This is a genomic window from Mesorhizobium sp. LHD-90, from assembly GCF_030929505.1.
Taxonomy (GTDB): Bacteria; Pseudomonadota; Alphaproteobacteria; order Rhizobiales; family Rhizobiaceae; genus Kumtagia.
The window spans coordinates 15827-29993 of the sequence record NZ_JAVFVV010000021.1; the positions used below are offsets into that span (position 1 = coordinate 15827).

The 14167-nt window shown below is 64.7% G+C and carries 14 protein-coding genes; 1 reads left to right on the forward strand and 13 read right to left on the reverse strand.

From position 1 onward, the window contains the following. Positions 1-10 precede the first annotated feature (10 nt). From RB623_RS24725 to RB623_RS24740, 4 genes are all read right to left on the reverse strand, one after another. Positions 11-895 carry a F0F1 ATP synthase subunit gamma gene (locus RB623_RS24725; RefSeq protein ID WP_308059756.1) on the reverse strand — a complete coding sequence of 295 codons (885 nt, stop codon included), beginning with the start codon at positions 893-895 and terminating at the stop codon, positions 11-13. Positions 896-914: 19 nt separating this feature from the next. Continuing rightward, positions 915-2444 carry a F0F1 ATP synthase subunit alpha gene (gene atpA, locus RB623_RS24730; RefSeq protein WP_308059757.1) on the reverse strand — a complete coding sequence of 510 codons (1530 nt, stop codon included), beginning with the start codon at positions 2442-2444 and terminating at the stop codon, positions 915-917. Beyond that, positions 2444-3004, reverse strand: a complete 561-nt coding sequence (locus tag RB623_RS24735; protein WP_308059758.1) for a F0F1 ATP synthase subunit delta — start codon at positions 3002-3004, stop codon at positions 2444-2446. Before RB623_RS24735 ends, atpA begins: the two co-directional genes overlap by 1 nt. 237 nt (positions 3005-3241) lie before the next feature. Continuing rightward, on the reverse strand, positions 3242-3640 hold the full coding sequence (locus tag RB623_RS24740) for a DUF4345 family protein (protein WP_308059759.1): 399 nt from the start codon (positions 3638-3640) through the stop codon (positions 3242-3244). Positions 3641-3842: 202 nt separating this feature from the next. Between RB623_RS24740 and RB623_RS24745 the strand changes: the two genes are divergently transcribed. Further along, positions 3843-4505 carry a leucine-rich repeat domain-containing protein gene (locus RB623_RS24745; protein ID WP_308059761.1) on the forward strand — a complete coding sequence of 221 codons (663 nt, stop codon included), beginning with the start codon at positions 3843-3845 and terminating at the stop codon, positions 4503-4505. Here RB623_RS24745 and RB623_RS24750 read toward each other — a convergent pair. The 9 genes from RB623_RS24750 to RB623_RS24790 form a co-directional block, all read right to left on the reverse strand. Beyond that, positions 4428-4688 carry a hypothetical protein gene (locus tag RB623_RS24750; RefSeq protein WP_308059763.1) on the reverse strand — a complete coding sequence of 87 codons (261 nt, stop codon included), beginning with the start codon at positions 4686-4688 and terminating at the stop codon, positions 4428-4430. The two genes, RB623_RS24745 and RB623_RS24750, sit on opposite strands and share 78 nt — an antisense overlap. 48 nt (positions 4689-4736) lie before the next feature. Continuing rightward, a complete protein-coding gene (locus tag RB623_RS24755; RefSeq protein WP_308059764.1) occupies positions 4737-5096 on the reverse strand; it encodes a type II toxin-antitoxin system RelE/ParE family toxin in 360 nt (119 codons plus the stop codon). Next, on the reverse strand, positions 5093-5356 hold the full coding sequence (locus RB623_RS24760; RefSeq protein WP_308059766.1) for a type II toxin-antitoxin system ParD family antitoxin: 264 nt from the start codon (positions 5354-5356) through the stop codon (positions 5093-5095). The genes RB623_RS24755 and RB623_RS24760 overlap by 4 nt, the downstream gene beginning before the upstream one ends. A gap of 65 nt (positions 5357-5421) precedes the next feature. Next, positions 5422-7602, reverse strand: a complete 2181-nt coding sequence (locus RB623_RS24765; RefSeq protein ID WP_308059767.1) for a primosomal protein N' — start codon at positions 7600-7602, stop codon at positions 5422-5424. A gap of 50 nt (positions 7603-7652) precedes the next feature. After that, on the reverse strand, positions 7653-9428 hold the full coding sequence (locus tag RB623_RS24770; protein WP_308059858.1) for an SLC13 family permease: 1776 nt from the start codon (positions 9426-9428) through the stop codon (positions 7653-7655). A 215-nt stretch (positions 9429-9643) separates the two neighbouring features. Then, entirely contained in the window at positions 9644-10585 is a 942-nt protein-coding gene (locus RB623_RS24775) for an NAD(P)-dependent oxidoreductase (protein ID WP_308059769.1), read from the reverse strand. Positions 10586-10720: 135 nt separating this feature from the next. After that, on the reverse strand, positions 10721-11620 hold the full coding sequence (locus tag RB623_RS24780; RefSeq protein ID WP_308059771.1) for an ABC transporter ATP-binding protein: 900 nt from the start codon (positions 11618-11620) through the stop codon (positions 10721-10723). Positions 11621-11700: 80 nt separating this feature from the next. Next, positions 11701-13008: an ABC transporter substrate-binding protein gene (locus RB623_RS24785; protein ID WP_308059772.1), complete on the reverse strand. Its 1308-nt coding sequence runs from the start codon at positions 13006-13008 to the stop codon at positions 11701-11703. An 81-nt stretch (positions 13009-13089) separates the two neighbouring features. Then, complete coding sequence (locus RB623_RS24790; RefSeq protein WP_308059773.1) at positions 13090-14166, reverse strand: branched-chain amino acid ABC transporter permease; 1077 nt, start codon at positions 14164-14166, stop codon at positions 13090-13092. Position 14167: the final 1 nt, after the last annotated feature.

Genomic DNA, 14167 nt, shown 5'->3' on the forward strand with positions numbered 1-14167 from the left:
GCGGCGCGGGCTAGAGCGCCTCGGCGCCCGAAATAATCTCGATGAGTTCCTTGGTGATCTGCGCCTGGCGCTGGCGGTTGTAGGTGATCGACAGCTTGTTGATCATGTCGCCGGCGTTGCGCGTCGCGTTGTCCATGGCGCTCATCTTGGCGCCCATCTCGCCGGCTGCGTTCTCGAGCAGCGCGCGAAAAATCTGCACCGCGATGTTGCGCGGGATCAGGTCGGAGAGGATTTCGCCCGGCTCCGGCTCGTATTCGTAGACGGCATTGCCGATCTCGCCACCGTTGCCGCCATTCTCCGGCGCTGCGGCGGGGATGAGCTGCTGCGCGGTCGGGATCTGCGAAATCACCGATTTGAACTGCGAATAGAACAGCGTGGCGACGCCGAACTGGCCGTCCTCGAAGAGGTGGATCACCTTCCTGGCGATGGCGTCTGCGTTGACGAAGCCGAGCGTCTTCACCTCGCGCAGGTCAACGCGCTCGATGATCAGGTTGCCGTAGTCGCGGCGAAGGATATCAAAACCCTTCTTGCCGACGCAGATGATCTTCACCTGCTTGCCGGCGGCGATGAGCTTGCGGATGTGCTCGCGCGCGAAACGTGCGATCTGGCTGTTGAAGCCACCGCACAGGCCGCGCTCGGCCGTGCAGACGACGAGCAGATGCACGTCGTCCTTACCGGTGCCAGTCATCAGCGCCGGGGCGTCGCCGCCACCGCCGACCGCCTGGGTGATGTTGGCGAGCACGGAGGCCATGCGCTGCGAATAGGGGCGCGCGGCCTCGGCCGCCTCCTGGGCGCGGCGCAGCTTCGCCGCGGCGACCATCTGCATCGCCTTGGTGATCTTCTGCGTCGCCTTGACCGAGGCGATACGGTTTCGGAGGTCCTTTAGCGAAGGCATTCAGCCAGTCCCGTCGGTCTCAGGCGAAGGTCTTGGCGAACTTGTCGATCTCGCCCTTGAGTTTTGCGCGCAGATCGTCCGACAGCGCCTTCTCGTTGCGGATCGCCTCCAGCACGGCCTTGCCGTCGGAGCGCATATGCGCCAGCAGGCCGTCCTCGAACGTGCGCACCTGGTTGACGGCGAGCTTGTCGAGATAGCCGTTGACGCCGGCGAAGATCACCGCGACCTGCTCTTCCGTCTTCAACGGCGAGAACTGCGGCTGCTTCAGAAGCTCGGTCAGGCGGGCGCCGCGGTTCAGCAGGCGCTGCGTGGCGGCGTCGAGGTCCGAGCCGAACTGCGCGAAGGCGGCCATCTCGCGGTACTGCGCGAGCTCGCCCTTGATCGAGCCGGCGACCTGCTTCATCGCCTTGACCTGGGCGGCCGAGCCGACGCGCGACACCGACAGGCCGACGTTCACCGCCGGGCGGATGCCCTGGAAGAACAGGTTGGTCTCGAGGAAGATCTGGCCGTCGGTGATCGAGATCACGTTGGTCGGGATGTAGGCCGACACGTCGTTGGCCTGCGTCTCGATGACCGGAAGCGCGGTCAGCGAGCCGTTGCCTTCCTCGTCGTTGAGCTTCGCGGCGCGCTCGAGCAGGCGCGAGTGCAGGTAGAAAACGTCGCCGGGATAGGCTTCGCGGCCCGGCGGGCGGCGCAGCAGGAGCGACATCTGCCGGTAGGCGACGGCCTGCTTGGAGAGGTCGTCATAGCCGATCAGCGCGTGCTGGCCGTTGTCGCGGAAATATTCGCCCATGGTGCACGCCGTAAACGGCGCCAGGAACTGCATCGGCGCCGGGTCCGACGCGGTGGCGGCGACGATGATCGAATATTCAAGGGCACCGCGCTCTTCCAGCACCTTCACGAACTGCGCGACGGTCGAGCGCTTCTGGCCGATGGCGACGTAGACGCAGTAGAGCTTCTCGCTCTCGGGGCCGCTCTGGTGGACCGCCTTCTGGTTCAGGATGGTGTCGAGGATGATGGCGGTCTTGCCGGTCTGGCGGTCGCCGATGACCAGTTCGCGCTGGCCGCGACCGACCGGGATCAGCGCGTCGATGGCCTTGAGGCCGGTCGACATCGGCTCATGCACCGACTTGCGCGGAATGATGCCGGGCGCCTTGACGTCGACGCGCTTGCGCTCGGTGTACTTGATCGGACCCTTGCCGTCGATCGGGTTGCCAAGCGCGTCGACGACGCGGCCGAGCAGGCCGGGGCCGACAGGCGCGTCGACGATGGCGCCGGTGCGCTTGACGGTGTCGCCTTCCTTGATGTCGCGGTCGGCGCCGAAGATGACGACGCCGACATTGTCGGCTTCGAGGTTGAGCGCCATGCCGCGGATGCCGCCGGGGAACTCCACCATCTCGCCGGCCTGGACATTGTCGAGGCCGTAGACGCGGGCGATGCCGTCGCCGACCGACAGAACCTGACCGACCTCCGAAACTTCGGCTTCCTGGCCGAAATTCTTGATCTGGTCCTTAAGGATTGCGGAGATTTCCGCGGCGCGGATGTCCATCAGCCGACCTCTTTCAGTGCAAGCTTGAGCGAATTGAGTTTTGTTCTGAGCGACGTGTCGATCTGGCGCGAGCCAAGCTTGACGACGAGGCCGCCGAGCAGCGAGGGATCGACGGTAACCGCGATCGAGACGTCCTTGCCGGCGACGCTTTTCAGCGCGGCCTTGAGTTCGGTCTCCTGCGCGGTCGTCAGCGCGTGCGCCGAGGTGACCTCGGCGGCGACTTCGCCGCGCGCCTCGGCGGCAATGCGGCGGAACGCCTTGATCATCGCCGGCACGGCGAAAAGGCGGCGGTTCTTGGCGACGACCTTCAGGAAATTACCGACCAGACCGGTGATGCCGGCCTTGTCGACGATCGCCGAGATCGCCTTGAATTGTTCGTCGGCCGAGAAGACCGGGCTTTTGATCATGCGGGTCAGATCTTCGCTGCTTGACAGCAGGTTTTCGAAGCGGCCGAGATCGGCCTCGACCTGCGGCACGACCCTGGCCTCGGCGGCGAGGTCATGCAGGGAAGCTGCGTATCGTTCGGCGACCCCGGAGACTGGCGAGCTGGACTTTGCCACGGATAGTCTTTTCTCTTGGTCTGAAAGGCCGCGAGATTATCGGCGCGAGTGCGTGACTCTGGCTAAATCTTTGGCCTTGCTGCATTTTTGCCACCGGCAGACCACGCGCTTGGCGCTCCCCCGTCCGATAGCCGCCCGCCGTCTAGCATACGCATACGAACACCGCAACACGTTGCCGGACAAGCTTTTGAACAGATTGTCGCAGCCGGGCGGGGGCGGCCCCACGCCGCGCGGGATTCAAGGAATGAGGCCGAAGGCGAAGGCGAGCGGAAGGGCGGCGAGCACCACTTCGACGGCGAGCGAAATCCAGTTGTAGAAGGTGTTGCCGTTGTCCGACAGCATGGAGACGAGGCGGCCGAAGGCGGTGAGCAGCCAGGAGACGCCGAGCGCCATGTACAGGAACGGCTGGGCGCCGAGGAGCAGGCAGCACAGCCCGACGCCGAGATAGAAGCCGGCCATGGTGGCGCGCGCCTCCGACACCGCTTCCGGGTGCGCTTCCGTGGTTTGCAGGCGCAGGATGCGCAGCGAGATGCGCGGGGCGAAGAACAGCAGCAAGCCGAACAGCACGGTGACGGCCGCGCTCGACCAGGCCAGCCACTCGCCGTTGCTCATCGGCCACGGAAATGCCAGTTCCATATCGCCCTCTCCGCTTCGCGTTTGCGCATTGAAGGTTGCACGCGGCGGAAGTCAAGCGCGCGAGCGAACAGCGAGACCGGTTGAAGCGATCTGATGTCTGAGGCCGTCGTCCGTGTAGCGATCGCGGTGGACGTAGCGGGATCGAACAGGCAAGTTGCGATGTTCGCGAGTGACCGGCGTTTGCAGGTCAAGGTCGGGGGCGATGTTGGCAAAAGCAAGGTTGTCTGCGAGATCGGCTGCCAGATTCCGTTCGACGACCGATCTTTGGATCGATCACGCCGAGATCGTTGCAGACGATCTCGATTGGCTCCGGCCAATTGAAAAACTGACGCTGTGGAACGTCATCGTTCCGCAGGACGTGTTGAGGCAAATGCCGGCGCTTTGGTCATTGGACTGGCGCGGGGGAACCAAGGAATCGGTCGACGAAATTCGGGAATGCCGAAACCTTCGGTATCTGTCACTGAATCAGATTAACAACCTCCACGACATTGGAGCTGTGGTTGGGTTGGAGGCCTTGGAGTATCTCAGCCTGTACGGTCTGCGAAACATCTTGGCTCTTCCATCATTTGCGGGTTTGAAGGCTCTCGTTCGGCTTGAATTGGGACAGTTGAAAGGTATCCAGACCATCGCGCCGGCATTGGATGCGCTCCGGATCGAGGAGTTGCTTCTAAGTAAAATGGTGACGGTGACGCCTGATGACGTCGCCAGTATCAACAGACATCCTCATCTGAAAACGTTCAGTTGGTTCCTCGAAGACGTGCCCGTTCGGGTCTTCGAGCCCGTGTTGTCACAAATCAGCTTGCCAGCGGCAAGAACGATGCACGCCCATGAATGGTTTGCGGAACGAGAGGCCGGACGCCGTTAAGATAGCGCGAAATCCACGGCCGCGCGTCGTGTCGAAGACCGGCATGTGGAAATCGGCTTGGCCGATCAGCATGATGATCTCGGTGCAGCCCATGATCACGCCGTCGATGCCGTCGACCTGCCGCATCCGTTCGATCTCGGCCAGATAGGCGGCTTTGCACGGCGTTGGATTGTCGACGGTCATCCTGAGCACGAACCCTATTTGTCGCCCTCGCGAGCCAGAACAGCCCGATTATTGCCCCGCTGCGGTTTTCAACGCAGTCCTGACACGCCTGGCAGGATCCATTCTATCCGCCAGGACGCGCAGGACGATCAGTTCGTCCTGCCCCGTCGATGATACGCGGTAGTAGATGACGTGACTGGCTCCACCCTGACGCTGGACCGCGAACTGGAGATGAAAAGACCGAACGCCCTGTCCGAGTTCATCGCGCGCCTTCGATGCCGGGCGGTGCGGCTCTTCGGCGATCGACTGAACACCAGCCCGGATGACCGCGAGATACCGCTCGGACTGCTTCGGCCCGAAAAGCCGGATCGAGTTCGACAATGCCTGCAAAATGTCCTTGTCCGCCGGCTTGGTGTAGCGAACCCTCACAGACCGTTCTCGCGCAACGCCGCCTGAAAGATGTCATCCAATGTCCGCTCGGAAAACTCGCCGCGCTCGGCGGCGTCCAGACCTATCCGCACTTCCTCGCGCAGGAGGCGCAGCTCCTCGGCCTCCATTTCCCGCTCGTGCTTCAGCAGACGCAGGGCATCCCGCACGACTTCGCTGGCCGAAACATAGTCTCCCCCCGTCACTTCGGACTCGACGAATTTCGTCATTTCCTCGGTAAGGCTGACATTCATGGTCGGCATCGAAGAACTCCTCGGGAAGAGCTGGAAATTTATGGCCGAACGGCTCAATTGTCAAAATTTGCCAATCACAAAAAACTCTGCGGATCGATGTCCACCTGCACCCTGACCGAGCCGCGCGGCTTCGGCCCGGCCGCCAGCAGCGCGCGCAAAAAAGCCTGCATGTCGGACTTTCGCTCGCCGTGGGCCAGCAGGCGAAAACGGTGGCGGCCGGCAATCAGCGCCAGCGGCGCCTCGGCGGGGCCAAGCAGGCTGATGTCTTTTGCCGGCGGCGCGGCGCGGCGCAACTGCCGCGCATGGGACTCGGCTTCGGCCTTGGTTTCGGCGCTGACGACGATGCCCGCCAGCCGGCCGAAGGGCGGCAGGGCGGAACGCTCGCGCTCGGCGATCTCGCGCTCGTAGAAGGCTTCGGCGTCGCCCGACACCAGCGCCCGCATCACCGGATGGTCGGGCTGGAACGTCTGCAGCAGGCCGGCGCTTTTCTTGCCGGTGCGCCCCGCGCGGCCGGTCACCTGGCTGAGAAGCTGAAACGTGCGCTCGGCGGCGCGCGGATCGCCGTTCGCCAGGCCGAGATCGGCGTCGACCACGCCGACCAGCGTCATGTTGGGGAAATTGTGGCCCTTGGCGACGAGCTGGGTGCCGACGACGATGTCGGCCTCGCCCTTGGCGATGGCGTCGAGCTCCAGCCGGAGCCGCTTCACCCCGCCAAGAATGTCGGAAGACAGCACGATGGTGCGCGCATCGGGAAAATGTCCGACCACTTCCTCGGCGATGCGCTCGACGCCGGGGCCGCAGGCGGCGAGATGGTCGAAGGTGCCGCATTCCGGGCAGGCTTCGGGGCGGTGCTCGTGATGGCCGCAATGGTGGCAGACAAGCTGGCCGCGGAACCGGTGCTCGACCAGCCAAGCCGAGCAGGACGGGCACTGGAAGCGGTGGCCGCAGACGCGGCAGAGCGTCAGCGGCGCATAGCCGCGGCGGTTGAGAAACAGCAGCGCCTGTTCGCCACGCCCGATTGTGGCGCGCACCTGGTCGACCAGCACCGGAGACAGAAACCCGCCACGTGGCGGCGGCGCGCGGCGCAGGTCGACGGCGCGGATGTCGGGCAGCGCCGCGTCGGCGAAACGCGACGACAGCGCGATGCGGTGATAGCGGCCCTGCTCGGCATTGACCCGGCTTTCGACCGAGGGCGTGGCGGAAGCCAGCACCGTCGGAAATCCGCCGATATGGGCGCGCACGACGGCCATGTCGCGGGCGCTGTAATAAACGCGGTCCTCCTGCTTGTAGGCGGGGTCGTGTTCCTCGTCGACGACGATCAGGCCGAGATTCGGAAAGGGCAGGTAAAGGGCGGAGCGCGCGCCGGCGACGACGCGCACCTGGCCCTCCGCCACCTGCCGCCACACTTTTTCGCGCATCCTTGGCGGCACGTCGGAGTGCCATTCCGCCGGTTTGGCGCCGAACCGGTCCTGGAAGCGTTCGAGGAAAGCCTGGGTCAGCGCGATCTCGGGCAGCAGGATCAGCACCTGCTTTCCGCGCTCGACCGCCGCGGCCACCGCCTCGAAATAGACTTCCGTCTTGCCGGAGCCGGTAACGCCGTCGATCAGCGTCACGCCGAATTTTCCCGCCTCCACCGCGCGGCGCAATTCCACCGCCGCGTCCTGTTGCTCCGCGCTCAACTCGTTCGAGCCGTAGGAGGGGTCGGGCGCGGCCACCACCGGGCGCGGCGGGATCATCTCGGTTGCCAGCACGCCCTGCGCCTTCAGCCCGTCGACCACTCCCGACGATACGCCCGCGGCATGCGCCAGGCCGGAGCGCGTCCAGGCGAGCCCGTCATCGGCGAGCGCCAGCACTCGGGCGCGCGCCTCGGTCATCCGGTCCGGCTCGCTCCCGGTCTTGCGCAGACCCTCGATCCAGGGTTCGGGGTCAAAAGCTTCCGGCGCGCGAAGAATCATGCGGGCGACCATGCCAGGCGCGGCCAGCGTGTAGCTCGACACCCAGTCGACGAAGCGCCGCATGCCCTCCGGTACGGGCGGGCAGTCGAAGACATGGTCGATCGGCCGAAGTTTCTTGGCGTCGACCGCGCCGCCCTCGCCGTCCCAGACGATGCCGGCGACGTGGCGCGGCCCGAGCGGCACGCGCACGATCGAGCCGGGTTCGACCGTCATGCCTTCCGGGACAGCGTAGGTATAAGGCGCTTCCGCCGGCATCGGCACCAGGACCGGCACCGCCGCGCGCCGCGAATCTTGTCTCATGATCGCCGACCTTGCCCCAGGACGGGCCCCGAGGGGAAGTATGTGCTGGGCTATCGCACGGGCCAGAACACCAGCAGCAGCGGCACGGCGGCAAGAATGACGATCAGCGACAGCGGCAGGCCGAGACGCGGATAGTCGGCGAATTTGTAGCCGCCCGGTCCCATCACCAGCGTATTGCACTGGTGGCCGATCGGGGTGAGGAAATCGCAGCCCGCGCCGATCGCCACCGCCATCAAGAAGGCCTCCGGTCGGTAGCCCAGCCCCGAGGCGAAGCCGGCGGCGATCGGCGCCATCACCAGCACGGTGGCTGCATTGTTGAGGAACGGCGTCACCGCCATGGCGGTGACCAGGATCAGCGCCAGCGCGCCGTAGGCCGGCAGGCCGGCGGCAATGTCGGCCAGCACCGCCGCCAGCACGTCGGTCGCGCCGGTGGCGCGCAGGGAATCGCTGACAGGAATCAGGGTGGCCAACATCACCAGGATCGGCCCATCGACAGCCGAATAGACCTCGCGCAGCGGGATCACCCTGAACAGTATCATCGCCACCGCCGCGGCGAAGAACGCGACCTGCACCGGCACGAAGCCTAACGCGGTGGTGCCCATGGCCGCGGCGAGGATCGCCACCGGCACGATGCCCCGCCGCACGCTACCGATCAGCAGCGAGCGCTCGGCCAGCGGCAGCAGATGGAATTCTCGCAAAAATTCCGGCATCGACGCGTGGTCACCCTGCAGCAGGACGACGTCGCCGAGCCGGAACACGATGGTGCCGGGATCGCGGTCCAGCCGCGCGCCCTTGCGGCTGACGGCCAGCAGGTTGACGTTGAACCGGTGGTAGAGCAGCAGCCCCTGCGCCGACCAGCCGATCAGGCTGGAGTTTTCGCCGATCACCGCCTCGATCGCCATGATCTCCGAGGAACTGCCCTCGGGCGTCAGCTTGCGATCGCCGGTGATGCTGAGTCTGGCCTGCGCCACCAGCCGGTCGAGATCCTGCGGGTCGCCCTCGATGATCAACCGATCGCCGTCGCGAAGTGCCGCATCGGGAAAGGGCGTTATCCGCACCGCACCATCGCGGATGATCGAGGTGATCACCGCTTCGCCCGCCGCCATCTTCAACAGATCCGCCACGGTCTTTCCGGCAACGGCGGACTCGGCCGTCACCTTTGCCTCGGCGACATAGTTCCTGATGTCCAGCGCATGGTGTACCGACACGTCCTGGCGGGTGCGTACCGGCACGATCCAGTAGAACAGAACCAGGAAGACGATGCCGACCGCCGTCAGCGACAGGCCGACGGGCGTGAAGTCGAACATGGTGAAGCTGGTGCCGGTGATTTCCTCGCGCAGCCGCGACACCACGATGTTGGGCGAGGTGCCGATCTGGGTCATCAGTCCGCCGAGCAGCGCGGCGAAGGCCATCGGCATCAGGAACACCGAAGGCGATGTGTTGGAGCGCCGCGCGAATTGGAAGGCGATCGGGATCATGATCGCTAGCGCGCCGATGTTTTTCACGAAGGCCGACAGCAGGGCGACGACGATCACCAGCAAGGCCAGTTGCGCGCGAACCGAGGAGAGGTTCGGTGCATAGCGCTGCACGGCGAGTTCCATGATGCCGCTGCGCGCCACACCGGCGCTGACCAGCAGCGCGCTGCCGACGATGATGACGATATCGTCGCTGAAGCCGCTGAACGCCTTTTCCAGCGGCACGACGCCGACGGCGAGCGCCAGCAGCAGCGACAACGCCGCCACGAGATCGTAGCGGAAACGGCCCCAGACGAAGACCGCCATCATCGCGACGATGACGGCGACCGACAGAAATTGCGGCCAGGTCAGCATCGGTTCCCCTCATGCACGCGCTTCACAACGTCGGCACGGTGCTTTCGGTTGCTGCCGGTGCGGCTGGCTGTGTCGCGTCTTCCGACGCTTGCCCGCCAAGTCACAGCTAAATCTTGCGCTCTGACGAGCGGCCCCAACGGCGTGGAAAATCGGGCGAACAGCTCAATGATGAGTTCCGAAGGAGGCACCCATGGTGAACTTATCCAGCCTGATCAAACCTTGGTAAGGTCCACTCCGTTCTGCCCGGCCACGAAATCCGACAGGGTAGGCACGAAGTCGCCGCCGTGTCCGGTTGCGACGGCCGCGGCGAAGCTGTTGCGGACGGCAGCGCCGACGGGATTGGCGACAGTCGCCGACTGCGCGAAGGAGGCGAGATAGGTCATATCCTTCAAGGCGTTCGAGATGGCGAAGCGGTGGGCATTCGGGTTGCGGTTCACCACATAGTCGAAAAAGGTCTGATAGAAGCCGCAATCCATGCGGCCGCCTCGGATGACGCTGTCGAACGTCGTCGGCGTCAGGCCCGCCCTGGCGCCGAGCATCAGCGCTTCCGCATAGATCGCCGCATAACCCATCGACAGAAAATTGTTGAGCAGCTTCATCGTGTGGCCGGTGCCGACGGGACCGGTTGGGATGACGCGGCCGGCAAATGCCTCCAGCACCGGCCGGGCGCGGGCAAGCTCCTCCTCGGAGCCGCCGACCATGACGTCGAGCGTGCCTTCGGCAGCCTCCTTCGGCGTGCGCCCCAGCGGCGCGTCGATGAGGGTGATGCCACGCTGCTTCAGCTCCGCAGCGAGCCGTACCGTGGAAGCCGGATCGGAGGTGGAGCAATCGACGATCATCAGCGGCTTGCCGGCGGACGCCAAGCCGTCGGGACCGTTGACCGCTTGATCGACCTGCGGCGAGCCGGTGACGCAGAGCACGACGATGTCGCTGTTTTCAGCAAGTTCCCGCGCGGTTCTGGCCTCCTTGGCGCCTGCGGCTACCAGCCTGTCGACCGCCTCGCGGCTGCGATGCGCCAGCACCGTCAGCGGCCAGCCCTTCTTCAATATGTTGGCGGCCATGCCGGCACCCATATTGCCGAGACCGATGAACCCGATGCGTTCCTTCATGGCGTCCTCCTCCCTTTCCGGATGCGAGACACCTAACCGTTTCACGCGAACATGCAAACTGCTCTATTTGCCGGCCGCTGCCCCGCGAGCATCAAGCCGCGCCGCAAGCTGGCAAAAGGGGTCTGTTGCGGCGCGGATCGGCAAAGGTCAGCCTGGCGCCACCGCTCGAATGAGGACCGCCTACGACAGCCAGCGCTTGCGGCGCTTGTAGTGCTTCACGTCGCGGAACGATTTTCGTCCCTCGCCGCCGACGCCGAGGTAGAATTCCTTCACGTCCTCGTTGCGGCGCAGCGCCTCCGCCGCCCCGTCGAGCACGATGCGGCCGGATTCGAGGATGTAGCCGTACTTGGCGTATCGTAGCGCGATGTTGGTGTTCTGCTCGGCGAGCAGGAAGGACACGCCCTGCTCCTCGTTGAGCTTTCGGACGATCTCGAAAATCTCCTCGACCAGTTGCGGCGCCAGCCCCATCGACGGCTCGTCGAGCAGGATCATCTTCGGCCGGCTCATCAGTGCCCGGCCGATCGCCGTCATCTGCTGCTCGCCACCCGAGGTGTAGCCGGCCTGGCTGGTGCGCCGCACCTTCAGCCGCGGAAAATACTCGTAGACGAGGTCGAGGTCGGCGCGGATCGCGGCGTTGCCGTCGCGCCGCGTGAACGCGCCGGTGAGCAGATTGTCCTCGACCGACAGATGGCCGAAGCAATGCCGCCCCTCCATCACCTGGATGCAGCCGCGCCGCACCAGTTCGTTCGGCGAGCGCGCCTGCACCTGTTCGCCGGCAAAGACGATCGTGCCCTTGGTCACCTCGCCGCGCTCGCCGTGCAGCAGGTTCGAGATCGCCTTCAGCGTCGTCGTCTTGCCCGCGCCGTTGGCGCCCAGCAGCGCCGTGATGCCACCCTGTGGCACCGTCAGCGACACGCCCTTCAGCACCAGGATGACGTGGTCGTAGATCACCTCGATGTTGTTCACCGAGAGGATGGGGGGCGCTGCGTTACCCTCCCCCTTGAGGGGAGGGTGGCCGCGAAGCGGCCGGGTGGGGTCGTCCCGGCCGGTCTCAACCTCATTTCTACCCTGCTTCTGCATATCCAAGTCCCGCGCTGCCTGAACCGACCCCACCCGGCCCTTCGGGCCACCCTCCCCTCAAGGGGGAGGGAGACGCCGCGTCACTTGCACTCCTCGTTCACCGGCCAGGGTGCGTTGGACTCGGCGTATTTCTTCGCCCCTTCAAGCACCAGCGGTTCGATCATGCCTTGGTCGGCCTCCAGCCGCTCCGACACCTTCACGAATTTTGCGCCGTCCCATTGCAGCATCCACGCACCCGAATGGCCGGAATGGTTGCCGCAGGAGGTCGAGAACGGCGGCACCATGCCCTCCATGCCGATCTCCTTGAGACGCTTCTCGTCGAGCTTCAGGTTCTCGAGTCCCCAGCGCAGTTGTTCCGCGTTCACCGCCTTGGTCTTGAAATGCGCCTGCGCCTCCTTGATGCCCTCGACCACGAACATCGAGATCACCACGCCGCGCTGATAGAAGACGTAGTCGAACTCCTCGCGCGGCAGCATCGAATGGCCGGCCTCGACCACGAGTTGCTTGATGTCCTTCATCACCTTGGAGTCGGAGACCGGAAAGCTCCACGAGATCGAACGGTATCCCTTGCCAGCCTCGCCGATGGTCTTGAGGTCGGCATCGCTGCCCGACCACCAGATGCCGACGAACTTGTCCATCGGGAATTTCGTCTTGGCCGCCTCGGCAAGCGCGCCGGCGTTCATGGCGCCCCAGCCCCACATCAGCACGAAGTCAGGCCGCTCGCGCCGGATCTGCAGCCACTGCGCCGACTGGTTCTGCATCTCCTTCAGGCCGACCGGGATCGGCAGCAGGGTAAAACCGTATTTCTCGGCATAGGCGTTGAGCAGCGGGATCGGCTCCTTGCCATAGGGCGCGTCGAGGTGCAGCAGCACGATCTTCTTGCCCTTGAGGTTTTCCAGATTCCCCTCGGAGATGTTCTTCAAAATCATCGAGGCGCCGTCCCAGTAACTGGCCGGCGGATTGAACGCCCACTGGAACACTTTTCCGTCGGCCATCGGCGAAAAACCGTAGCCGGGCGCCAGGATCGGCACCTTGTCGACATTGGTCTTCGGCAGCACCTGCAGCGTGATGCCGGTCGACCAGGGCTGGGTGACGATCGAGGTCGTCTTGGTCTTCTCGTAGCACTCGGCACCCTTCTCGGTATTGTAGCCGGTCTCGCACTCGTCATAGACGAGCTTGGCGCCGCCAACGCCGCCGTCGCGCTCGTTGAGCATGGTGATGTAGTCGCGCTGCCCGTTCATCAGCGGTGTTCCGGTCGCCGCGAACGGCCCGGTCCTGTAGGACAGGTTGGTGACGTTGATGGCGTCCTCGGCGAGGGCTTGCCCGGCCAGCGTCAGGCCACCAAACAGGCTGCCCGCAAGGAGCATTCTTGAAATCAGACGTGTCATGCGTTCCTCCAGTTTCGTTTCTCGTTCCCGCTGGCAGGCTGACCTGCCACCCAAGCGACCGCGGCCGCTATTCCCTGCATGTTAGTGCGGAAAAGGCCACATGATGAGCTTTTCCCGGATGATTGCCCAGAAGCGCGCCAGCCCGTGCGGCTCGACGATCAGGAACAGGATGATAAGCGCGCCGATGATCATGGTGTTCAGGTGCTCGACCATGGCCGAACTTAGCGGCAGCCCGACCGAGGCCGGCAGCGTGCTGATGATAACCGGCAGTGCGACGATCAGGATCGCGCCGAGATAGTTGCCCAGCACCGAGCCCAGCCCGCCGATGATGGCGATGAACAGCACGCGGAAGGACAGCGGTATGTCGAAGGCGACAGGCTCGGCCGCGCCGCGCCACAGGAAGACGAACAGCGCGCCCGCCACGCCGACGATGTAGGACGAAACAGCGAAGGCCGACAGTTTCGCCTTCATCAGATTGATGCCGACCAGTTCGGCGGCGATGTCCATGTCGCGTACCGCCTTCCACATGCGCCCGATGCGGCCGCGCGTGATATTGATCGCCAGCCAGGTGATAACAGCCACGATCACCAGCACCACGTAATACTGGACAATGGCCGTCGCATTCGGCCCGGCCACCGGATGGCCGAAGACGGAGATCGTCGGCACCTGGATCGAGCCCGACGAATTGTAGTTGTAGAGCCAGGCCCATTTCTCGAACAGCCACACCAGGAAGAACTGCGCGGCCAGCGTCGCGATGGCGAGATAAAACCCCTTGATGCGAAGCGACGGCAGGCCGAAAGCGACGCCGATCGCCGCCGAGAAGAATCCGGACAGCATGATCGCCACGATCAGGTTGAGGTCCGGGAAAATGGTCACCAGCTTGTAGCAGGCATAGGCGCCGACGCCCATGAAGGCCCCGGTGCCCAGCGACAGTTGCCCGGCATAGCCGGTGAGGATATTCAGCCCGAGCGCTGCCAGCGCATAGATTAGCACCGGCGTCAGCAGTGCCCGGAAGACGAATTCGTTGGCGGTCATCGGGAAGACGACGAAGGCGAGCAGCAGGATGAAGGCCAGCAGCCACGCATCCTGCCGCACCGGAAACAGCGCATGGTCGGCGCGGTAGGATGTCTTGAACTGCCCGGCGGTGCGATAGAGCATC